Raw genomic sequence first — 19,778 nt, forward strand, 5'->3', positions numbered from 1 at the left:
ATCTCAGAGATTGGAAAACACGCTGTTGACGGCATCGGCGGTTTTCGAAACGACGATGTCGGCTTCCTCACGCGTCAGGCAGAGCGGCGGCGCGAAGCCTAGTATGTCGCCCTGCGGCATGGCGCGGCCGATGACGCCGCTGGCGGCAAGTGCTGTCGCCACTTGCGGCCCGATCTTGAGCGAGGCGTCGAAGAACACCCGGTCGTCCTTGTCGGCGACAAATTCGACCGCCGCCAGCATGCCATCGCCGCGCACGTCGCCGACGTGTCTGTGCCCGCCGACAGCCTTGGTCAGTTCGGCGCGGAAATAAGCGCCGGTCTCACCGGCGTTCGTTACCAGGTCCAGTTCGTCGATCAGTTCGAGATTGGCGACACCTGCGGCGACGCAGATCGGATGCGCGGCATAGGTCCAGCCATGGCCGAGCGAACCGAGCTTGTCGGAGCCCTGCACCAGCACCTGCCACATCTTGTCGGCAACGATGACACCCGACAGCGGCGCATAGGCCGAGGTCAGCCCCTTTGCGATGGTGATGAGGTCCGGCTTGATGCCGTAATGGTCGGAGCCGAACATGGTGCCCAGACGGCCGAAGCCCGTCACCACCTCGTCGGCGACCAGCAGCACGTCATACTTCTTCAGCACCGCCTGGATCTTCTCCCAGTAGCCGGCCGGCGGCGGCACGATGCCGCCAGTACCGAGGATCGGCTCGCCGATGAAGGCGGCGACGGTTTCGGGACCTTCGGCCAGGATCATCTCTTCAAGCTTGTCGGCGCAATGCTGCGAGAACTGCTCCTCGCTCATCGAGCGGTCGGCGCGGCGGAAATAATAGGGCGCCTCCGTGTGCAGGACCGGCGCGCGCGGCAGGTCGAAAGCGTTGTGGAACAGGTCGAGCCCGGTCAGTGATCCCGTCATCACGCCCGAGCCGTGATAGCCGCGCCAGCGCGAGATGATCTTCTTCTTCTCCGGCCGTCCCAGCACATTGTTGTAGTACCAGATCAGCTTGATGTTGGTCTCGTTGGCATCCGAACCCGAGAGGCCGAAATAGACCCTCGACATGCCCTTCGGCGCGCGGTCGATGATCATCTTGGCCAGCGTGATCGAGGCCTCGGTCCCGTGGCCGACATAGGCGTGGTAGTAGGCGAGGTTCTTCGCCTGGGTGGCGATCGCGTCGGCGATCTTCTGGCGGCCATAGCCGACATTGACGCAATAGAGACCGGCAAAGGCATCGATGCTCTTCCTGCCATTGTTGTCCCAGACGGTGACGCCTTCGCCGCCGGCCATGATGCGGGTCGGCAATTCACCCCGCGCATGCGTGCCCATATGGGTCGAAGGATGGAAGAAATGGTCGCGATCCCAGGCATTGAGTTCGTTGGATTGGTCGAGCATTTTTTGACTCCTTGAGAGATGGCCGGACGGACTTATGCGACGTCCAGGCAGAGGTACTTCAGATCGGCGAAAGCTTCGAGCCCATGGCGCGAGCCTTCGCGGCCGATGCCGGATTGCTTGACGCCGCCGAATGGGATCGGCGCGCCGGTGATCTTGACGCGGTTGATGGCGACCATGCCGTAGTCGAGCGCGCGGCCCATACGTTGCTGGCGGGCGCCGTTCTCGGTAACGACATAGGCGACGAGGCCATATTCTGTGGCGTTGGCACGGGCGATCACCTCGTCCTCACTGTCGAACGGCGTGACTGCGGCGACCGGCCCGAAAGTCTCCTCGCGCATGATCAGCGCTTCGTCGCTGACATCGGCCAGCAACGTCGGCTGGTAGAACAGCGGCCCGGCCTGATGCCGCTTGCCGCCGGTGAGGCAGCGCGCGCCATGGGCGACGGCATCGGCGACCTGTTCCTCGACCTTGGTCACGGCGCGCTCATGCATCAGCGGTCCGATATCGATCTTGTCGGTAAGGCCGTTGCCGGTGCGCAGCGCCTCGATACGCCTGGCAAAAGCGGCGCAGAAGCGATCGTAGATCGGGCGCTGGACGTAGATGCGGTTGGCGGCGAGGCAGTCCTGGCCGGAGGTGGCGAATTTGGCATCGATGGCGATGCTCACCGCCTTGTCCAGATCGGTATCGGCAAAGACGATCAGCGGCGCGTGGCCCCCAAGCTCCATCACCAGCCGCTTCATCGTCGGCGCGCTTTGCGCCGCGATCAGCCGGCCGATCTCGGTCGAGCCGGTGAAGCTTATGGCGCGAACGCGCGGGTCCTCGCACATGCGACCGACAATGGCAGCAGCCTTGCCGGTGATGACATTGAAGACGCCGGCGGGCAGGCCGGCGCGCTCGCCGAGTTCAGCCAGCGCCAGCGCCGACAGCGGCGTCTCCGAGGACGGGTGTGCGACGATGGTGCAGCCGGCGGCGAGTGCGGCGGCCGCCTTGCGGGTCAGCATCGCCGCCGGAAAATTCCAGGGCGTGACGACGCCGACAACGCCGAGCGGCTCGCGCCTCACCATCATCTCGGCATTCGGCAGATGGCTGGTGACGCTCTCGGCGTTGAGGCGCTTTGCCTCTTCGGCATACCATTCGACGAAAGAGGCGGCATAGTCGATTTCGCCGAGCGATTCCTGCAGCGGCTTGCCTTGTTCCAAAGTCATCAGCAGGGCAAGGTCGTCTTTCGCCGCGATGATCAGCTCGAACCATTTTCGCAGAATTCTCGACCGCTCCTGCGGCAGCAGTGACCGCCAAGCCGGGAAGGCACGCGCGGCGGCACCGATTGCCCTTGTCGTTTGCTGCGCATCGAGCGCGGCGACAAACGCGACCGTCGCGCCTGTGGCCGGATCGGTGACTTCAAAGCTTTCGGCCGCTTCGCTCGCGGTCCAATGCCCATCGACATAGGCAAGCTCGCGCAGCAGCCGGCGGTCGGAGAGGCGGTCGAGCGCCTCATGGCGATGCGAGCGGGCAAAATGCGCGGACATGGTCGAGGCCTCCCGGTTCGGACGATGCGGGAAGACTATCCGTCACATGCAGACAGAGAGACTGTTTCGACGCCCTGAAGGAGAGAGAACTCTCTCTATTGTGCCGTCCCGACAGACATTCTCTCCGGGCTTATGCCGACGCCGGCAGCAGGTCGGCTATCGGCAGCACGATTTCGTCCTTCACCGTCTTGGTGACGATGTAGGTGAAGTAGCGGTCGATGCCGATCTCGCGCTCCAGCAGGTCGTCGACCAGCCGCTGATAGGCGTCGATGTCGCGCGTCATCACCTTGACCACATAGTCGACGCCGCCGCCCACCGACCAGCAGGCGACGATTTCGGGGATGTCGCGGATGACGCGTTCGAAGCGGTCGAAATCGGCCTGGCGATGGCTGGCCAGCGTCACCTCCATCAACACGGTGGCGACCGGCGCCACCACGCGCATGGCGATCCTGGCGTGGTAGCCCGAGACGATGCCTGCCTTCTCCAGCTTGCGCAGCCGCATCCAGCACGGCGTCGGCGACAGCCCGACCTGTTCGGCCAGCGCCAGCTTGGTGATGCGCCCGTCGCGCTGGATGGCGTCGAGTATCCTGAGGTCGACCGCGTCGAGTTTCGATGTCATCGGCGTCCGCTTTTTGTCGGCATCACCATGACGGCGCATTATTTCGATTGTCAATTGCACTGATTTCGATCTCTATTAAGTCATGACATCATGGCAACCCGACCCTGCGCTCATCCGCCGGCCAGCCTATCAAACGCTGGCCGACCAGTTCGCCCGCGCCATTCATGACGGGCGGCTGGCCAACGGCGCGCGGCTTCCAACGCATCGAAGGCTGGCAGACGATTTAAAACTGTCGGTGCAGACGGTCAGCCGCGCCTACGAAGAACTGATCCGGCGCGGCCTGATTTCGGGCGAGATCGGCCGTGGCAGCTTTGTCCAGACGCAGCGCCGCGACCCGGAGCCGCCCTATCTGCCGGAGCGCCTCGGCGAGGTCATCGATCTGTCAATCCTGAAGCCGGTCTGCGAGCCGATGCATTTGGAGCGGCTGAAGCAGGCGCTGGGCTGGCTGGCCGAAAACCTGCCATCCAGTTCGGCGTTGTCGTTCCGGCCCAACATGGTGTTCCCGCGTCACCGCGCGGTGGCTGTCGAATGGCTGAAACTGTGTGGGCTCGACACCTCCGCACAGAATATCAGCCTGACCAATGGCGCGACCGCCGGGATGACCGTGGCGCTGATGAGCGTTGCGCCGCCGGGATCGACTGTCGCCACCGAGGCCATCGGCCACCACACGCTGGTGCCGCTGGCGCGCTATCTCGGCTTCAACCTGGAAGGCCTGCCGATCGACGGCAATGGCCTGATCCCGGACGCGTTGGACGAGGTCTGCCGGCTCACCGACATTCGCGCGGTATTCGTGCAACCGTCGGTGATCAACCCGACGGCGACGCTGATGGACGCTCGGCGGCGCGAAGAGATCGCCGCGGTCGCGCGCAAGCACGACATCGCCATCATCGAGAACGATGTGCTGGGTCCGCTGATCGAGGACCGGTCGCCGCCGGTCGCCGCCTTTGCGCCGGAGCGCACGCTCTACGTCACTTCCTTCACCAAGATCACCGTACCTGGCCTGCGCATCGGCTATCTCGCGGCGCCCGACCGCTATGTCGCCGCCGTTGCCAACCGGCATCTGGTGTCGAACTGGATGGCGACGCCGCTGGTGGCCGAGATCGCCACCAAATGGGTGACCGACGGCACGGCGATGGAACTCGTTCGCTGGCAGCGCGCGGCATTGCGCCGCCGCCAGGACATCGCAGCCGAGGTGCTGGGCGGGGTTGGTTATCGCGCCAGGCGCGACGGGCTGCATGTCTGGTTGCAACTGCCCGCGGACCGTGCCGAGGAAAGCTTCGTCGCCCAGGCCCGCCTGCAAGGCGTGGCGATCGCGCCCGGCACCTCCTTCCGCATCTCGGATGCGCCCTGGCATCCGGCGGTGCGCATCTCGCTCGGCTCGACCACCGAGGGGGAACTGCGCGCCGGCCTCGGCGTTGTCACCAAGTTGCTGCTTGGCGATCCGGAGCATCTGCTGCTCGCAATCTAAGCGGGAATTGCTCTGGAATCATGCAGTGCCGGAAATATTGTCATGATTTTATTTTCCCAATTGACATGATTTGGCGCGTTCCGCATCGTTAAGGGCACAGGCTTCTCCAGCAGGGGAAATTCATTTGTCCTCACCCATCATCAAGGTCGACGCCATTTCGAAGAGCTTCGGCTCGTTCAAGGTACTGGACGGCCTGTCGATGCAGGTCATGCCCGGCGAGAAGCTGGCGCTGATCGGCCCGTCCGGCTCGGGCAAGACGACGATCCTGCGAATCCTGATGACGCTGGAGAAGATCGACGGCGGCCATATCCAGATCGATGGCGAGCAGCTCTATCACATGGAGCGCAACGGCCAGCTGCTGCCCGCCGACGAGCGGCACCTGACCAAGATGCGGCAGAAGATCGGCATGGTCTTCCAGCTGTTCAATCTGTTTCCGCACAAATGCGTCATGGATAACGTCACGCTGGCGCCGATGCTGACCAAGGGCACGCCTCGCGCCGCCGCTGAAAAGCGGGCCATGGAACTGCTCGACATGGTCGGCATGGCCGACAAGGCGAAGTCGATGCCGGCGCAGCTGTCCGGCGGCCAGAAGCAGCGCGTGGCGATTGCCCGTGCGCTGGCATTGTCGCCGAAGATCATGCTGTTCGACGAGGTGACGTCGGCCCTCGATCCGGAGCTGGTCGAGGAGGTGATGAATGTCATGCGCAAGCTCGCCGCAGAGACCGACATGACCATGCTGCTGGTCACCCACGAGATGGGCTTTGCCCACGACTTCGCCGACCGCGTGCTGTTCTTCGACCGCGGCAAGATCGTCGAAGAGGGCAAACCAGACGAGATTTTCCGCCATCCAAAGCAGGAGCGCACGCAAGGCTTCCTGAAGAAGATCATCGCAGCCGGACATCGTGTCTGACCGCTTTGCGGGGCGGAAGACCGCCCCAGACAAAACCAAGAAGACAACAAGGAGTTGGGAACAATGAAGAAACTTGGCATTCTGGCCGGCGTCGCCGGTCTCGCACTGACGGCGGTGCTCGCCGCGTCGAGCACCGGTTCGGCCGATGACAGCAAGCTCGAGCAATTGAAGGCGCAGGGCTTTGCCCGCGTCGCGATCGCCAACGAGCCGCCCTATACGGCGGTCGCCGCCGACGGCAAAGTTTCGGGTGCGGCGCCCGACGTGGCGCGCGAGGTCTTCAAGCGTCTCGGTGTTGCCGACATCGTCGCTTCGATCTCCGAATATGGCGCGATGATCCCCGGCCTGCAGGCCGGCCGCTTCGACGTCGTCACCGCCGGCCTGTTCATGAAGCCGGAGCGTTGCGCGGCGGTCGTCTATTCCGAGCCGGTGCTGTGCGACGCCGAGGCGATGTTGGTCAAGAAGGGCAATCCGAAGGGCTTCAAGAGCTACGAGGACGTCGCCAAGGACACGTCAGCCACCATCGGCGCGCCCGGTGGCGGCACCGAGGAGAAGCTGGCGCTCAACGCCGGCGTGCCGCGCGAGCGCGTCATCGTCGTGCCGGACGGCCAGAGCGGCCTGAAGATGCTGCAGGACGGTCGCATCGATGCCTATTCGCTTCCCGTCCTGTCGATCAACGACCTCGTCAAGAAAGCCAACGATCCGAACCTCGAAGTCATCGCCCCGGTGGTCGGCGCGCCGGTCTATTGCGACGGCGCCGCCTTCAAGAAAGGCGATGAGGCCCTGCGCGATGCCTTCGATGTCGAGCTCGCCAAGCTGAAGAAATCCGGCGAGTTCGCCAAGATCATCGAGCCCTACGGCTTCTCGGCGGCAGCAGCGATGTCGACCACGCGCGACAAACTCTGCGCGGCGAAATAGGGCCGTTTTGCCTTCTCCCCGTTCACGGGGAGAAGGTGGCCCGAAGGGCCGGATGATGGGCGGCGCCAGGTTCTGAGAATTTAGCGCTGCCCCTCATCTGTCTGCCGGCACCTTCTCCCCGTGTACGGGGAGAAGGAGCTAGAACCCAACCGTTGGAACCCGAATGACCCAGTGGTCCGGCTACCTCGGCCTGATATTGCAGGGAGCGCTTGTCACCATCGAGCTGACGCTGATGGGGTCGGTGCTCGCCCTGATCATGGCCTTCCTCGCCGGCATGGGCCGCGTGTCGCGCTTCTTTGCGCTGCGCTGGCTGGCCACCGCCTATATAGAATTCTTCCGCGGCACCTCGATCTTCGTGCAGCTGTTTTTTGCCTATTTCGTGTTGCCGTTGATCGGCCTCGAACTGACGCCGCTGCAGGCGGGTGTGCTGGCGCTGGGCCTCAATGTCGGCGCCTATGCGGCCGAGGTGGTACGCGGCGCCATCCAGTCGGTCGGCCGCGAACAATATGAGGCCTGCATCGCGCTCAACCTCGGCCGCTGGCAAGGCATGCGCCATGTCATCCTGCCGCAGGCGCTGCTGGTCATGCTGCCGACCTTCGGCAACAATGCCATCGAACTGCTCAAGGCGACCTCCGTGGTGTCGCTGATCTCGCTCGCCGATCTCACCTTTCAGGCGCAGGTCGTGCGCTCGCAGACCGGCAACACGCTGGCGCCGTTCACCACCATCCTGATCATCTATTTCGCCCTGGCGCTGATCATCTCCTGGGGCGTGCGTTCTCTGGAACGCCGCATGGCGCGCGGCCTCGACGGGGTGCGCGTCTGATGGCCAATGCCCTTCTGATAAATTGGGCCTCCTGATGGATTGGGATTGGAACTTCGTCTGGGAGATCCTGCCGACGCTGATCCAGGGCGTGAAGATCACCATCCTGGCAACGCTGCTCGGCTCCGTGCTGGCCGCTATCGTGGGTCTGGGCATCGCGCTGGCGCGACGCTCGCCCAACAAGGTCCTGTCGCGCACCGTCGGCTGGGCGGCCGAATTCATCCGCGGCACGCCACTTCTGGTGCAGCTCTATTTCATCTTCTACGTGCTGCCGGATTTCGGCATCCTGTTGCCGCCGCTGGTCGCCGGCGTCATCGGGCTCGGCTTGCACTACGGCACCTACACGGCGGAAGTCTATCGCGCCGGTATCGACAACGTGCCGCGCGGCCAGTGGGAGGCGGCCAAGGCCTGCAATCTGAGCGCCACGCAGACCTGGACCAACATCATCATTCCGCAAGCGATCCCACCGATGATCCCGGCTCTGGCCAACTATTTCATCGCCATGTTCAAGGAGACGCCGCTCCTATCGGCGATCACCGTGCTGGAGCTGATGAACCAGGCCAAGAGCGTCGCCAACACCTACTACCGCTACATCGAACCGATCACGCTGGTCGGCGCTTTCTTCCTCGTCATCAGCCTCTTCTCGGTCGTGCTGCTGCGCTGGCTGGAACATCGCTACGGCACGATCGAAAGGTAGTCCTGTGATGAAACCGCTGCCCGAGATCAGGCTGATGCCGACAAGGCCGGCGCTCGACGCGCGTCCGCTGGAAAAGCGCGTCGGCCTGATCATCCTTGCCACCGACCACACCAGCGAACCGGATTTCCGCCGCATGGCGGCGAGCGAGCGCATCGGCGTCTATGTCGCGCGCATTCCCTACAAGAATCCGACGACGCCGGAAAACCTTCGCAAGATGCAGCCGGAGCTGGCGGCGGGCGCCGCGCTGATCCTGCCAGACGAGCCGCTCGACGCGATCTGCTACTCCTGCACCTCGGCCTCGGTGGTGATTGGCGACGCCGAGATCGAGGCGGCGATCCAGTCTGCCAAGCCGGGTGTTCCTGTGGTCACGCCGCCCATGGCAGGCGTCCGCGGGCTGAAGGCGCTGGGTGCCAAGAAGATCAGCATCCTCACCCCTTACACGGTCGAAACCTCCAGGCCGATGGCGACGTATTTCGCCGAGCGCGGCTTTGAGATCGTCAGCTTCACCTGCCTCGGCTTCGAGGACGATCGCGAGATGGCGCGCATTGCGCCGGCAGCGATTGTCGATCTCGCACGAGAGGCGACACACGCTGAGGCCGACGCACTGTTCGTGTCCTGCACCGCATTGCGCGGAGCGCTCGCGGTTCCCGGCGTGGAACAGGCGATCGCTCGCCCGGTCGTCACCAGCAACCAGGCGAGCGCCTGGAACTGTTTGCGGTTGTGTGGCGACGGGACGTCGCATCCCGAATTTGGCCGTCTGATGACGCTGCCTTTGCCGCGCGATTGACGATCATGACGACAGTCACCCTTAACGATATTCGTGCCGCCCGGGAGCGAATTGCCGGCAAAATCGAACGCACGCCGACAGGGTTATCTCACAGCCTTTCCGAACGACTGGGCATCCCCGTCCACCTCAAGCTTGAACACCGCCAGACCACCGGCAGCTTCAAGCTGCGCGGCGCCTCGAATGCCGTTGCTTCGCTGAGCGCCGAGGAGAAGGCGCGCGGCGTGGTCGCGGCGTCGACCGGCAATCATGGCCGTGCGCTGGCCCATGCCGCGAAGCTCGAAGGCATGCGTGCGGTGATCTGCATGTCGCGACTGGTGCCGGGCAACAAGCTCGACGAAATCCGTCGGCTTGGCGCGGATGTCCGCATCATCGGCAACAGTCAGGACGAGGCGCAGCAGGAGGTCGAATGGCTGGTGGCGCAGGAGGGACTGGTGATGCTGCCGCCCTTCGACCACCCGGCCATCATCGCTGGGCAGGGCACGCTTGGACTGGAGATGATCGAGCAGGTCCCGGATGCCGCTCTCGTCCTCGTCCAGCTTTCCGGTGGCGGCTTGGCCTCGGGCATCGCCGCAGCTATCAAAGGCACTAGCCCCAGGACAAAAGTGATCGGCGTTTCGATGGAACGTGGCGCTGCGATGAAGGCCAGCCTCGACGCCGGCCGGCCGGTCGAGGTTGAAGAACTGCCGACACTGGCGGATTCGCTCGGCGGCGGCATCGGTCTCGACAACCGGCTGACCTTCGCCATGTGCCGCGATCTGCTCGACGACGTCATCCTGCTCACCGAGGACGAGATCGCCGCCGGCATCCGACATGCCTATGAACAAGAGCGCGAGATCGTCGAAGGCGCCGGTGCGGTCGGCATCGCTGCGCTACTCGCCGGCAAGGTCAGGGCGACCGGGCCGGTGGTCGTTCTTCTCTCGGGCCGCAATATCGACATGAACACGCATCGCAAGATCGTCTGCGGTGACGCAATCGCGGAGCGCGCGGCATGAAAACTCTCCCACGCCGAATTCCCGCCCACCCCCCTCTGTCCTGCCGGACATCTCCCCCGCAAGGGGGGAGATCGGCAGCTTCGATGCGGTCGCTATTCTTGCTGCGCTGGAGATTGGCGAAGGCAGGAGTGCAGTCCAATCTCTCCCCTTGCGGGGGAGATGGCCGGCAGGCCAGAGGGGGGTGTGACGGAACACTATCCTTCGTGGTGCGCGCTAGTATGGAGCGCGACACATGAGCCGGATGACGATCCTCACCGAGAAGGAACTGCGCACAATCGTGCCGCTCGATCTCGACGCGGCCGCCTGCGTCGAAAACGCTTTCCGCGCGCTCGCCACATTGCCGGTGGCGATGCCGCCGATCCTGCGGTTGGACATTCACGAGCAGCGCGGCGAGGTCGATGTGAAGTCGGCCTATGTGCCTGGAATAGACGGTTTCGCCGTTAAGATAAGCTCCGGCTTCTTCGACAATCCGAAGCTCGGTCTGCCCAGCGGCGGCGGCATGATGGTGTTGCTCTCGGCAAGAACCGGTGTGGTCGAGGCGCTGCTGCTGGACAATGGCTATCTCACAGATGTCCGCACCGCTGCTGCCGGCGCCGTCGCGGCGAAGCATCTGTCGCGGCCGGATTCGTCCGTCGCCGCAATCTTCGGCGCCGGCGTGCAAGCCGGGCTGCAACTCGAAGCGCTCATGTTGGTGCGGCCGATCGCCGAGGCACGTATCTGGGCGCGCGATGCGGTCAAGGCGGAGACGGCCGCAGGCGCGCTGCGCGAAAAGCTCGGCATTCTCGTGCGCGCCGAGCCGGATGCAGCCAAAGCAACCATCGGCGCCGACATCATCGTCACCACCACGCCGTCGACCGAGCCGCTGATCAAGGCCGGCCTTGTCGTTGCCGGGCAGCACATCACCGCCATGGGCTCGGATGCCGAACACAAGAACGAGATCGCGCCGGCGATCCTGCGCATGGCCGATCTCTATGTCGCCGACAGCGCCAAGCAGACACGGCGTCTGGGAGAACTGCATCACGCCATCGCATCGGGCGTGATGGGAGCCGATGCCGCGGTCACCGAACTCGGCCAGATCATCGCCGGCGAACGGCACGGAAGGCGCTCACCCAGCGACATCACCATCGCCGACCTCACCGGCACCGGCGTGCAGGATACGGCGATCGCCACGCTCGCTCGCAACCGGGCGCGGGCGGCCAATGCCGGAACCATTTTTGAAAGCTGATGCTGGCCGCAAGGCCCAACAAACGAGGACCAAGAACAATGCAACCGAACCTGAAATTCTCGCGCGCCGAATTTGCGGATCGCCTCGCCAAGACGCGGAAAGCCATGGAGGGGAAAGGCGTCGATCTGCTTGTCATCAGCGACCCCTCCAACATGGCCTGGCTGACCGGCTATGATGGCTGGTCGTTCTATGTGCACCAAGCAGTGATTGTGCCCCCATCGGGCGAGCCGGTCTGGTACGGCCGCGGCCAGGATGCCAATGGCGCCAAGCGCACCGCCTATCTCGCGCATGACAACATCGTCGGCTATGCCGACCACTACGTGCAGTCGACCGAGCGCCACCCGATGGATTTTTTGGCCAGCGTGCTTAGTGATCGCGGCTGGGGCAAGCTGACCATCGGCGTCGAGATGGACAATTACTGGTTCTCGGCTGCCGCCTTCGCCGCGTTGCAGAAGCACCTGCCCAACGCCCGCTTCGTCGACGCGACAGCGCTGGTCAATTGGCAGCGCGCGGTGAAGAGCCCGACTGAAATCGACTATATGCGCAAGGCGGCTCGTATCGTCGAAGCCATGCACCAGCGCATCGTCGACAAGATCCAGGTCGGCATGCGCAAATGCGATCTGGTCGCCGAGATCTACGATGCCGGCACGCGCGGCGTCGACGGCATCGGCGGCGACTATCCGGCGATCGTGCCGCTGCTGCCGTCGGGCGCCGACGCCTCGGCGCCGCATCTCACCTGGGACGACCAGCCGATGAAGTCGGGCGAGGGCACCTTCTTCGAGATCGCCGGCTGCTACAACCGCTACCATTGCCCGCTGTCGCGCACCGTCTTTCTCGGCAAGCCGACACAGGAATTCCTGGATGCCGAGAAGGCGACACTGGAAGGCATGGAGGCGGGGCTGGCGGCGGCAAAGCCCGGCAATGCCTGTGAGGACATCGCCAACGCCTTTTTCGCCGTGTTGAAGAAATATGGCATCGTCAAGGACAACCGCACCGGCTATTCCATCGGTCTCTCCTATCCGCCGGATTGGGGCGAACGCACCATGAGCCTGCGCCCCGGCGACCGCACCGAACTCAAGCCTGGCATGACCTTCCATTTCATGACCGGTCTCTGGCTGGAGACCATGGGACTGGAAATCACCGAATCCATCCTGATCACCGAAACCGGTGTAGAGTGCCTCGCCAATGTACCGCGCAAACTGGTGGTGAAGAATTGAGCCCGATGCCTAGCCTTCGCCCATCCCCGATCGCCCCGACCGTCGATTTCGACAAGGACGGCGTGCAACATGGTTTCCTGCGCCTGCCCTACAGCCGCAACGACTCGGCGTGGGGCTCGGTGATGATCCCGATCTGCGTCATCCGCAACGGCAAGGGGCCGACTGCCCTGCTCACCGGCGGCAATCATGGCGACGAGTATGAGGGGCCGCTGGCGCTCTACGATCTTGCCCGCACGCTCGATCCCAAACAGGTCAGCGGCACGGTGATCATTGTGCCGGCGATGAACTATCCGGCCTTCCGCGCCGGCACGCGGACGTCGCCGATCGACAAGGGCAATATGAACCGCAGCTTTCCCGGCCGTCCCGACGGCACGGTGACCGAGAAGATCGCCGACTACTTTCAACGCGAACTGCTGCCGCGCGCCGACCTCGTCTTCGATTTCCACTCCGGCGGCAGGACGCTGGATTTCGTGCCCTTCTGTGCCGCGCACACGGTGCCCGACAAGGCACTGGAGCAGAAAGCCTTCGACGCGGTCGCCGCATTCGCGGCTCCGTTCTCCATGCGCATGATCGAGATCGACTCCGTCGGCATGTACGACACGGCGGCGGAGGAAATGGGCAAGGTCTTCGTCAGCACCGAGCTTGGCGGCGGCGGCACCTCGCGCGCACAGACGGTGCGGATTGCGCGGCGCGGCATCAGCAATGTGCTGCGTCATGCCGGCATTGTCGCCGGTGCAGTAGAGAAGAGCCCGACGCAGTGGCTCGACATGCCGTCGGGCGATTGCTTCTCCTTCGCCGAGGACGACGGCATGATCGAAACCATGGTCGATCTCGGCGAGCCTGTGAAAGAAGGCTCGGTGCTGGCGCGCATCCATTCCACCGGCCGCACCGGCATCGCTCCGCAGGAGATCAAGGCAAAAATGTCCGGCATTCTGGCGGCGCGGCATTTCCCCGGCCTGGTCAAAGCCGGTGACTGCGCCGCCGTCCTGGCCCTTGTGGTTTCATCGTGATTTCGCAGAGTACGCCGCGCGAATATCAGTCGGTCTGGATCCAGACCGACTTGGTCTCCAGATACTCGTGCAGATGCTCGATGCCGCCCTCGCGGCCATAACCCGACATCTTCATGCCGCCGAACGGCACCGCCGGGTCGATGGCATGGTACATGTTGACCCAGACCGAGCCGGCCTTGACCCGGCGCGCAAGCTTGTGCGCGGTGCCCAGATGCGTGGTGAAGATGCCGGCGGCCAGGCCATAGGGCGTCGCATTGGCACGCGCCACCGCTTCGTCGAGCGTGTCGAAGGGCATCGCCGACATGACCGGGCCGAAAATCTCCTCGCGCGCGATGGTCATCTGGTCCGACACGGCGCCGAAGACCGTCGGCGCAATGAAGTTGCCGCCATCGTAGAGCTCGCCGGTCAGCCGCGAGCCACCGGCGACCAGTTCGGCGCCTTCGTCGCTGCCGGCCCTGATATAGCCCTCCACCTTGGCTGCCTGCCTGGCATTGATGAGCGGTCCGATTTCCGTCTCTGCCTCGATGCCATGGCCGATTCGCAGTCTGCCGGCGAAATCGGCGAGCCGTCGGAGGAACTCGTCATGGATTTCGCGCGCCACGAACAGCCGCGAGCCGGCAATGCAGATCTGGCCCGAATGCACGAACACCGCCATCGCCGCGATCGGAACAGCCTTGTCGATGTCGGCGTCGCGGCAGACGATGATCGGCGACTTGCCGCCGAGCTCCAGCGAAACGCGCTTGAGGTTGGCCACGGCTGCCCGCGCGATGGCCTGGCCGGTCAGCGTCGATCCGGTGAAAACGATCTTGTTGACGTCTGGATGTTCGGCGAGCCGCGCACCGGCTTCGACCCCGGTGCCGGTGACGACGTTGACGACGCCGTCGGGCACGCCGGCTTCCTGCATCAGTTGCGCGATCAGCAGCGGCGTCAGCGACGCATCCTCGGACGGTTTCAGCACGATGGTGCAGCCTGTCGCCAGCGCCGGCGCGATCTTCCAGATCGAGGCGGCGGTCGGCGCATTCCAGGGAATGATCGCACCAACGACGCCCACCGGCTCGCGCCGGGTGAGGGTGACGATCTCGCCGGGAATCGAATTGTCGATCGCCTCGCCATGCAGCGCGGTGGCCATGCCGGCATAGAAGCGCAGCATGCCGATGACGCGGCGCCGGTTGGCGAGCGTGCGCGTGATCGGCAGCCCCATGTCGAGCGTGTCGGAAACGCTGAGCTCTTCCCAATGCGTCTCGAAGAGATCGGCGATCCTGAGCAGCACGCACTGCCGCTCGTAGGGTGAGAATTTGGACCATGGGCCTTCGAAGGCCGCGCGCGCGGCGGCCACCGCCGAGTCGATATCGGCAGCCCCGCCGCGCGGCACTGTCGCCAGCACCTCGCCTGTTGCCGGATTGAGTGCCTGCATGCCCTGGCCGGACCGCGCCGCGACCCACTTGCCGCCAATGAACATCGGTCGGAATTCGCCATGGTACAACGCCGTGGCCTTCGCCTTCGGGTCGAAGTTCAGCGTCATCTCTTCCTCCTCGCAATTCCTTGGCGACTATTACTCCCGCCGCCGACCTCAAACAAGGAAAGCTAAAGGGCGCTCGGACAATCAGATTGCGCGGACTTCCCGATCACGCCAGCCGCTAGAGCGTGATCCAGAAAAGTGGGAAACGGTTTTCGGAAAAGATCATGCTTCGACAAACGGCATCTAGAAAATCACCGGCATCTAGAAAAATCATCGCGAGTTGTCGGAGCGCGTCGCTGAAAGCTCAAGGAGGCAAGCCGATCATTGCCCACGGCGACCGCGATGCCGGCATTGCAGACGAGAGCGCAACAGGTAGTCGCCAGCCGCCACCCAGCGCTCACCCGTGGCCGGATCGATCGTGGCCGTTCCAGCCGGCTTCACCGTGACAGAGGTTTCGCGCGCCGCTTCGCTGCAATCGCTGTTGGATGACTGCACGCGGAAGCAAGATCGGTCGAGCGGCCTCGCGACTTGCAAACATTGACAGATTGAGCCGCAACCGACGGTGCCTGGCATTCGATCGAGCACGCCGGTCCGTCACTCCGGAAGGCCGGCCTTTCGGAAGCCATCGACGAAATGGTCGAGCGTGGCCGTGTCGCGGAACGGCTCCGTCTCGACCCAGTGGCTGGTGGTGAAATGTGGGTTCGCGACAAGGAACAGGTCGACCTCGGCGCGCGCCTCATCGATCCGGCCGAGTTGCGCAAGGCTTGCCGCAAGGAAACGGCGCGAGCTTGTCCGATACGTCTCGTCCCGGCGCGTCGTCTCGACGGCGGCTTCATAGTCGCGCGCCGCATATTGCGCCTGGCCGAGCGTCAGGTAGTACCAGCTTGCCGGAAACGGGTTCAGCCGGAACGCCTTGCCGATATAGTCGAGGCCGTCCTCGACGCGCCCGGCCAGGACCGCGATGTCGGACAATGTCGCCCAGGCATCGGCCTCGTTCGGGTCGAGTTCGAACGCCTTGGCAAATCCCACATCCGCTTCGTCGAATCTGCGCTCATAGGCAAGCAGGTTGGCAAGCACCCAGTGGCAGCCGGCATCGTTGGGATCGATCGCCACAGCCTTGCGCGCCAGTTCCAGGGCAAGGCCGCGGGCAGGCTCAATGGGCTCTCCCCAATGCACCCATCCCATCCAGTGGTTCATGGCAAGCCAGCGATAGGCTTCGGCATAGTCCGGATCGAGCGCAAGCGCGCGCGTCAGCAACAGATGCGCTTCGCGCGCCGTCTCCGGCGAGACGTCGATCAGGTTGCGGGCCCGCACGCACAGATCGTAGGCCTCGACATTTCGGGGCCGATTGCGCGGCAGCGGCGCGCGCAGCCGGCCAAGCAGCGCCTCGACGATCTTGGCCGTCACCTCGTCCTGAACGGCAAAGATATCTTCCAGGCCGCGATCGAAGCGGTCTGCCCATAATTGCTCGCCGCTCAGCGCGTCGACCAGCTGGGCGTTGATGCGCACGCGCCCGGCGGCGCGTCTGGCGCTGCCCTCCAAGAGATAGCGCACGCCAAGTTCCCTGGCGACCTCGCGCACATCCACCGCCTTGCCCTTGTAGGCAAAGGTCGAGTTGCGCGCGATGACGAACAGGCCGCCGATCCTCGACAGGTCGGTGATCAGGTCTTCGCTCAACCCGTCGGCAAAGGCTTCCTGCTCGGGGTCGTTGCTGAAATTGGCAAAGGGCAGCACGGCTATCGACGGTTTGGCGGGCAGCGGCAAAGCCTGTCGCTTCTCGTCGCCGAGCTGTTCGATGGCGCCGGCGAAGCGATAGCCGACGCGCGGAACGGTCGATATCCATTCTCCGCCGTTCGTGGCCGGACCCAGCAGCTTGCGCAATTGCGCAATCTGGACGGTGAGGTTGCCTTCCTCAACGGCGGTGCCTGGCCATGCCGCATCCATCAACTCGGCCTTGGCCACGATCTCGCCGGGCCGGGCGACGAGCGCCGCCAGCAGCTGCAGTCCGCGGTGGCCGGCGGCGACGGGAACTTGGTCCCGAAGGAGCGTTCCCGCACCCGGATCGAGCACGAACGGACCAAAGGCAAAGCGCGATCCCTGCATAACGCGCATCTATAGAGCAATTCCAGGAAAGGTGTGAAGGCGGTTTTCCCACGGGAAAGCGCGGAGCGCTTCACGGACGTATGGCGTCAAAACAAAGAGTTGAGCACCTCGTCGTTTCCATGAAACGGCGAGGTGCTCTAGCCAGTTTGGAACTTTTGAGAACTATTTGGCTGCGCTTAATTACGGCGCCGTCCGCATGCGGCAGAATTCAACCTCTTTCAAGCCGAGGGCTGTCGCTCCTCAAACCGAATGGAGGTTGCCATGAACGATACCCTTGCTTCTGCTCGTGCAGCCTTGCCGGAAAAGGCGGTGTCATCGGGCCGGCGTCCGACAGGCCCGCGGGGCATGATCGCGGCCTGGCGCGAGCGGATACGCTTTCGCTGGGACCTCAAGCAGATGGCGGAGGCCAATCCGCACCTGATCGACGATATCGGTCTGACCAGACACCAGGTCGAGGCCGAAATCGTCAAACGCTTCTGGCAAGTGTGAGCTGATGTCGCGGATAATACCCGCCCGCCTGTTTGGGCGTACCGCGGCGTTTTGCCGGCATTTGCACTTGCCGGAACGGTGCCGATCCTGGTTCGAAGCCGGCATGAGCGCCGAAGACGCGACGTCACCGCCAGAGAACCGCATCCCATGGGTCGCGATGGCCGGCATCATCGCGACCGTTACGGTGTTCGCCGTAGCACAGGGGCTGACCTATCCGCTGCTCAGCTTTATCCTGGAACGGCAAGGGACGACACCGGGCCTTATCGGCCTCTCGGCCGCGATGACGCCTCTGGGTTTCATTGTATCATCGCTCTTCACGCCGGCGCTGGTCCGGCGGGTGGGTGCGGCCCGCCTTGCGGTTGTGTGTTCGATCCTGGCAGCAACCGTCCTGATCGCGATTGCCTGGACGCAGGATGTATGGGCCTGGATGCCGTTGCGCTTCCTGCTCGGCTTCTTTGCCAATCCGCTTTACGTGATCAGTGAAACCTGGCTGGTCTCGATCACGCCCGCGGCACGCCGAGGCCGCATCATGGGCCTATACTCCTCCATCGTTTCCGCCGGCTTTGGCCTCGGCCCGCTGTCGCTAGGCTTGGTCGGCACGCAAGGATGGCCACCCTTCATCATCGGCAGCGCGGCCTTCCTTGTCTGCGGCCTGATCGTGCTTGCCGTCGCGCCACGCCTGCCCGACATGCCGCGTGAGGGCGAAGCGGTGTCGGTCGGCGGCTTCTTCGCGCTGGCGCCGCTGCTCTTGTTCGCAGTCTTCACGGCTGCCGCCTTCGAGCAAGTCCTGCTTTCGCTGTTCGCGGTCTATGGTGCCGCGCTCGGCAGCACTGAGCAGCGCATCGCTTCGCTCATCACCTGTTTTATCGCCGGCAATGCCGTGCTGCAGGTCGTGCTTGGGCGCGCCGCCGAACGGTTTGGCTCGAAGCCGATGATGCTGTTCTGTGTCCTGGCTTGCCTGGCCGGTTGCCTGCTGTTGCCATTGCTCTTCGCTACATGGCTTATCTGGCCGCTCTTCTTCGTTTGGGGCGGTGTCTCGTTCGGGATCTACACGCTGTCACTGATCCAGCTCGGCGAGCGTTTCACCGGTCAAGCCTTGATCGCCGGCAATGCCGCCTTTGCGTTCGTATGGGGCGTAGGCGGCATCGTCGGCTCCCCGGTGGCCGGGCTGGCGATGCAACTGACCGGACATCAGGGACTGCCATCGTCGCTTGGCATCCTGTGCTGCGTGCTGGTGGTGTTTCTGCTGGCGGAACTACGGCGGGTTGACCGCGTTCAGGCGTAAGGCGTGCCTGCCATTGCTGCCTTCGGGCCGATGCTGCCCTTGTCGACAAGAGCGAGAAAGGCCGAACCCGCCTCGTCGCCGTCCTGGGTTTCTGGAAGCGTCCGATCCGCCTCGATGAACGCCACGGCCGCCAGGCGGGTGTCGGGGTCTGCAGCATTACGCCCGGCGCCTTCGGATAGTGCCACCATTAGGACATCCCAGCTCGTCGCGTTTGCTCTCGCTCGCGCCGACGCCGGCCCAGTGTTTCCGGACCAGCAATGTCTTCAGCTGCCATATCTTCAAACCTCAATGTCAGGCGAAAACGCGGCCGCCGTAGAACTCGGCGGCCGCCAGTGGCGACGCTATATTCGCCCGAGAACAACCAGAATGATCACGATGATCAGCACCAGCCCGAGGCCACCGCCGCCATAGTAACCAGTGCCGTAAAACGGGCCGCCGCCGAGGCCGCTGAAGCCGCCGAGCAACGCGATGATCAGGATGATAATAAGAATGGTACCCAGGCCCATATGCCGTCTCCTTCGCTGCCGCGCCGTTCACGGCGCGGCTCGAAGAACTAAACTCCCAGCAAGCCTTCCTGTTCCCCGGCGATTTTCATCCGACGGCTAAGGAACGAAAGCCATCATCACGGCGTTTGCTGAGGTTCAGGCGCAAGCTGAGCGTGCCATCGCGCGCGCTGGGCGGCGCGTAGAATTCAGAATTTACGCGGGATCGCCCTTAAGGCGGCCGGCGGCTCGTCCACCTGAACGCGCGGCAGGCGTGAGGCCGGGCTTACGCTGGAAGGCGAGCTGAAACGTGTCGACATCTGAAAGCCGAATTGGTCGACGACGAGTTTTGGCCCCTCACCATTTCCAGTCGAGCCGAACCGGCAGCAGC

Annotated in this window: 19 protein-coding genes; 12 read left to right on the top strand and 7 right to left on the bottom strand. The window is 64.0% G+C overall.

What is annotated here, in order from left to right; translation table 11 throughout:
• Positions 1 to 3 precede the first annotated feature (3 nt).
• The 3 genes from AC3CCE_RS26070 to AC3CCE_RS26080 form a co-directional block, all read right to left on the bottom strand.
• Positions 4 to 1,383, bottom strand: coding sequence for an aminotransferase (locus tag AC3CCE_RS26070; RefSeq protein ID WP_488377222.1), 1,380 nt, complete (start codon positions 1,381 to 1,383; stop codon positions 4 to 6).
• A gap of 32 nt (positions 1,384 to 1,415) precedes the next feature.
• Positions 1,416 to 2,909 carry an NAD-dependent succinate-semialdehyde dehydrogenase gene (locus tag AC3CCE_RS26075; protein ID WP_352625497.1) on the bottom strand — a complete coding sequence of 498 codons (1,494 nt, stop codon included), beginning with the start codon at positions 2,907 to 2,909 and terminating at the stop codon, positions 1,416 to 1,418.
• A 130-nt stretch (positions 2,910 to 3,039) separates the two neighbouring features.
• Positions 3,040 to 3,528 (bottom strand): Lrp/AsnC family transcriptional regulator, encoded by a 489-nt coding sequence (locus AC3CCE_RS26080; protein ID WP_023686966.1) that lies wholly within the window; start codon positions 3,526 to 3,528, stop codon positions 3,040 to 3,042.
• 82 nt (positions 3,529 to 3,610) lie between these two features.
• Here AC3CCE_RS26080 and ehuR point away from each other — a divergent pair, with 82 nt between their 5' ends.
• The 10 genes from ehuR (at position 3,611) to doeB (ending at position 13,569) form a co-directional block, all read left to right on the top strand.
• Positions 3,611 to 4,996: a MocR-like ectoine utilization transcription factor EhuR gene (gene ehuR, locus AC3CCE_RS26085; protein ID WP_352625499.1), complete on the top strand. Its 1,386-nt coding sequence runs from the start codon at positions 3,611 to 3,613 to the stop codon at positions 4,994 to 4,996.
• Positions 4,997 to 5,120: 124 nt separating this feature from the next.
• A complete protein-coding gene (gene ehuA / locus AC3CCE_RS26090; RefSeq protein WP_023682675.1) occupies positions 5,121 to 5,906 on the top strand; it encodes an ectoine/hydroxyectoine ABC transporter ATP-binding protein EhuA in 786 nt (261 codons plus the stop codon).
• A 63-nt stretch (positions 5,907 to 5,969) separates the two neighbouring features.
• On the top strand, positions 5,970 to 6,821 hold the full coding sequence (ehuB, locus tag AC3CCE_RS26095; RefSeq protein WP_023682674.1) for an ectoine/hydroxyectoine ABC transporter substrate-binding protein EhuB: 852 nt from the start codon (positions 5,970 to 5,972) through the stop codon (positions 6,819 to 6,821).
• Positions 6,822 to 6,984: 163 nt separating this feature from the next.
• A complete protein-coding gene (ehuC, locus tag AC3CCE_RS26100; RefSeq protein WP_023667875.1) occupies positions 6,985 to 7,644 on the top strand; it encodes an ectoine/hydroxyectoine ABC transporter permease subunit EhuC in 660 nt (219 codons plus the stop codon).
• Positions 7,645 to 7,678: 34 nt separating this feature from the next.
• Positions 7,679 to 8,338 carry an ectoine/hydroxyectoine ABC transporter permease subunit EhuD gene (gene ehuD / locus AC3CCE_RS26105; RefSeq protein WP_352625501.1) on the top strand — a complete coding sequence of 220 codons (660 nt, stop codon included), beginning with the start codon at positions 7,679 to 7,681 and terminating at the stop codon, positions 8,336 to 8,338.
• A 7-nt stretch (positions 8,339 to 8,345) separates the two neighbouring features.
• Positions 8,346 to 9,125 carry an ectoine utilization protein EutA gene (eutA, locus tag AC3CCE_RS26110; RefSeq protein WP_352625503.1) on the top strand — a complete coding sequence of 260 codons (780 nt, stop codon included), beginning with the start codon at positions 8,346 to 8,348 and terminating at the stop codon, positions 9,123 to 9,125.
• Positions 9,126 to 9,130: 5 nt separating this feature from the next.
• Positions 9,131 to 10,117 (top strand): hydroxyectoine utilization dehydratase EutB, encoded by a 987-nt coding sequence (eutB, locus tag AC3CCE_RS26115; RefSeq protein WP_352625505.1) that lies wholly within the window; start codon positions 9,131 to 9,133, stop codon positions 10,115 to 10,117.
• Between the two features lie 232 nt (positions 10,118 to 10,349).
• Positions 10,350 to 11,342, top strand: a complete 993-nt coding sequence (locus AC3CCE_RS26120) for a cyclodeaminase (RefSeq protein ID WP_352625507.1) — start codon at positions 10,350 to 10,352, stop codon at positions 11,340 to 11,342.
• A gap of 38 nt (positions 11,343 to 11,380) precedes the next feature.
• Positions 11,381 to 12,559, top strand: coding sequence for an ectoine hydrolase DoeA (gene doeA / locus AC3CCE_RS26125; RefSeq protein ID WP_352625509.1), 1,179 nt, complete (start codon positions 11,381 to 11,383; stop codon positions 12,557 to 12,559).
• 5 nt (positions 12,560 to 12,564) lie between these two features.
• On the top strand, positions 12,565 to 13,569 hold the full coding sequence (gene doeB / locus AC3CCE_RS26130) for a N(2)-acetyl-L-2,4-diaminobutanoate deacetylase DoeB (protein ID WP_352625511.1): 1,005 nt from the start codon (positions 12,565 to 12,567) through the stop codon (positions 13,567 to 13,569).
• Positions 13,570 to 13,594: 25 nt separating this feature from the next.
• On the opposite strand, the gene AC3CCE_RS26135 is transcribed toward doeB, so the two are convergent.
• Complete coding sequence (locus AC3CCE_RS26135) at positions 13,595 to 15,091, bottom strand: aldehyde dehydrogenase family protein (RefSeq protein ID WP_352511477.1); 1,497 nt, start codon at positions 15,089 to 15,091, stop codon at positions 13,595 to 13,597.
• A 531-nt stretch (positions 15,092 to 15,622) separates the two neighbouring features.
• Entirely contained in the window at positions 15,623 to 17,140 is a 1,518-nt protein-coding gene (locus tag AC3CCE_RS26140; protein WP_352625513.1) for a winged helix-turn-helix domain-containing tetratricopeptide repeat protein, read from the bottom strand.
• A gap of 252 nt (positions 17,141 to 17,392) precedes the next feature.
• On the opposite strand from AC3CCE_RS26140, the gene AC3CCE_RS26145 reads away from it, so the two are divergent.
• Positions 17,393 to 17,620, top strand: coding sequence for a DUF1127 domain-containing protein (locus AC3CCE_RS26145; RefSeq protein WP_050588972.1), 228 nt, complete (start codon positions 17,393 to 17,395; stop codon positions 17,618 to 17,620).
• A gap of 103 nt (positions 17,621 to 17,723) precedes the next feature.
• Positions 17,724 to 18,905, top strand: coding sequence for an MFS transporter (locus tag AC3CCE_RS26150; RefSeq protein ID WP_023695245.1), 1,182 nt, complete (start codon positions 17,724 to 17,726; stop codon positions 18,903 to 18,905).
• Here the strand turns inward: AC3CCE_RS26150 and AC3CCE_RS26155 are convergent.
• Both AC3CCE_RS26155 and AC3CCE_RS26160 read right to left on the bottom strand, forming a co-directional pair.
• Entirely contained in the window at positions 18,896 to 19,093 is a 198-nt protein-coding gene (locus AC3CCE_RS26155; RefSeq protein ID WP_023695246.1) for a hypothetical protein, read from the bottom strand. The two genes, AC3CCE_RS26150 and AC3CCE_RS26155, sit on opposite strands and share 10 nt — an antisense overlap.
• Before the next feature lie 153 nt (positions 19,094 to 19,246).
• A complete protein-coding gene (locus AC3CCE_RS26160; protein ID WP_023667887.1) occupies positions 19,247 to 19,411 on the bottom strand; it encodes a DUF3309 family protein in 165 nt (54 codons plus the stop codon).
• Between the last annotated feature and the right edge of the window lie 367 nt (positions 19,412 to 19,778).

The sequence above is a fragment of the Mesorhizobium sp. P160187 genome (assembly GCF_057766425.1).

Bases quoted from the DNA above. Each gene is read 5' to 3' on its own strand.
- ehuD (WP_352625501.1), top strand. From the start codon at position 7,679: ATGGATTGGGATTGGAACTTCGTCTGGGAGATCCTGCCGACGCTGATC.
- doeB (WP_352625511.1), top strand. From the start codon at position 12,565: ATGCCTAGCCTTCGCCCATCCCCGATCGCCCCGACCGTCGATTTCGAC.
- ehuB (WP_023682674.1), top strand. From the start codon at position 5,970: ATGAAGAAACTTGGCATTCTGGCCGGCGTCGCCGGTCTCGCACTGACG.
- AC3CCE_RS26075 (WP_352625497.1), bottom strand. From the start codon at position 2,909: ATGTCCGCGCATTTTGCCCGCTCGCATCGCCATGAGGCGCTCGACCGC.
- AC3CCE_RS26150 (WP_023695245.1), top strand. From the start codon at position 17,724: ATGAGCGCCGAAGACGCGACGTCACCGCCAGAGAACCGCATCCCATGG.
- AC3CCE_RS26145 (WP_050588972.1), top strand. From the start codon at position 17,393: ATGAACGATACCCTTGCTTCTGCTCGTGCAGCCTTGCCGGAAAAGGCG.
- eutA (WP_352625503.1), top strand. From the start codon at position 8,346: ATGAAACCGCTGCCCGAGATCAGGCTGATGCCGACAAGGCCGGCGCTC.
- AC3CCE_RS26155 (WP_023695246.1), bottom strand. From the start codon at position 19,093: ATGGTGGCACTATCCGAAGGCGCCGGGCGTAATGCTGCAGACCCCGAC.
- AC3CCE_RS26120 (WP_352625507.1), top strand. From the start codon at position 10,350: ATGAGCCGGATGACGATCCTCACCGAGAAGGAACTGCGCACAATCGTG.
- AC3CCE_RS26160 (WP_023667887.1), bottom strand. From the start codon at position 19,411: ATGGGCCTGGGTACCATTCTTATTATCATCCTGATCATCGCGTTGCTC.
- AC3CCE_RS26135 (WP_352511477.1), bottom strand. From the start codon at position 15,091: ATGACGCTGAACTTCGACCCGAAGGCGAAGGCCACGGCGTTGTACCAT.
- eutB (WP_352625505.1), top strand. From the start codon at position 9,131: ATGACGACAGTCACCCTTAACGATATTCGTGCCGCCCGGGAGCGAATT.
- doeA (WP_352625509.1), top strand. From the start codon at position 11,381: ATGCAACCGAACCTGAAATTCTCGCGCGCCGAATTTGCGGATCGCCTC.
- ehuC (WP_023667875.1), top strand. From the start codon at position 6,985: ATGACCCAGTGGTCCGGCTACCTCGGCCTGATATTGCAGGGAGCGCTT.
- AC3CCE_RS26080 (WP_023686966.1), bottom strand. From the start codon at position 3,528: ATGACATCGAAACTCGACGCGGTCGACCTCAGGATACTCGACGCCATC.
- AC3CCE_RS26140 (WP_352625513.1), bottom strand. From the start codon at position 17,140: ATGCGCGTTATGCAGGGATCGCGCTTTGCCTTTGGTCCGTTCGTGCTC.
- AC3CCE_RS26070 (WP_488377222.1), bottom strand. From the start codon at position 1,383: ATGCTCGACCAATCCAACGAACTCAATGCCTGGGATCGCGACCATTTC.
- ehuR (WP_352625499.1), top strand. From the start codon at position 3,611: ATGACATCATGGCAACCCGACCCTGCGCTCATCCGCCGGCCAGCCTAT.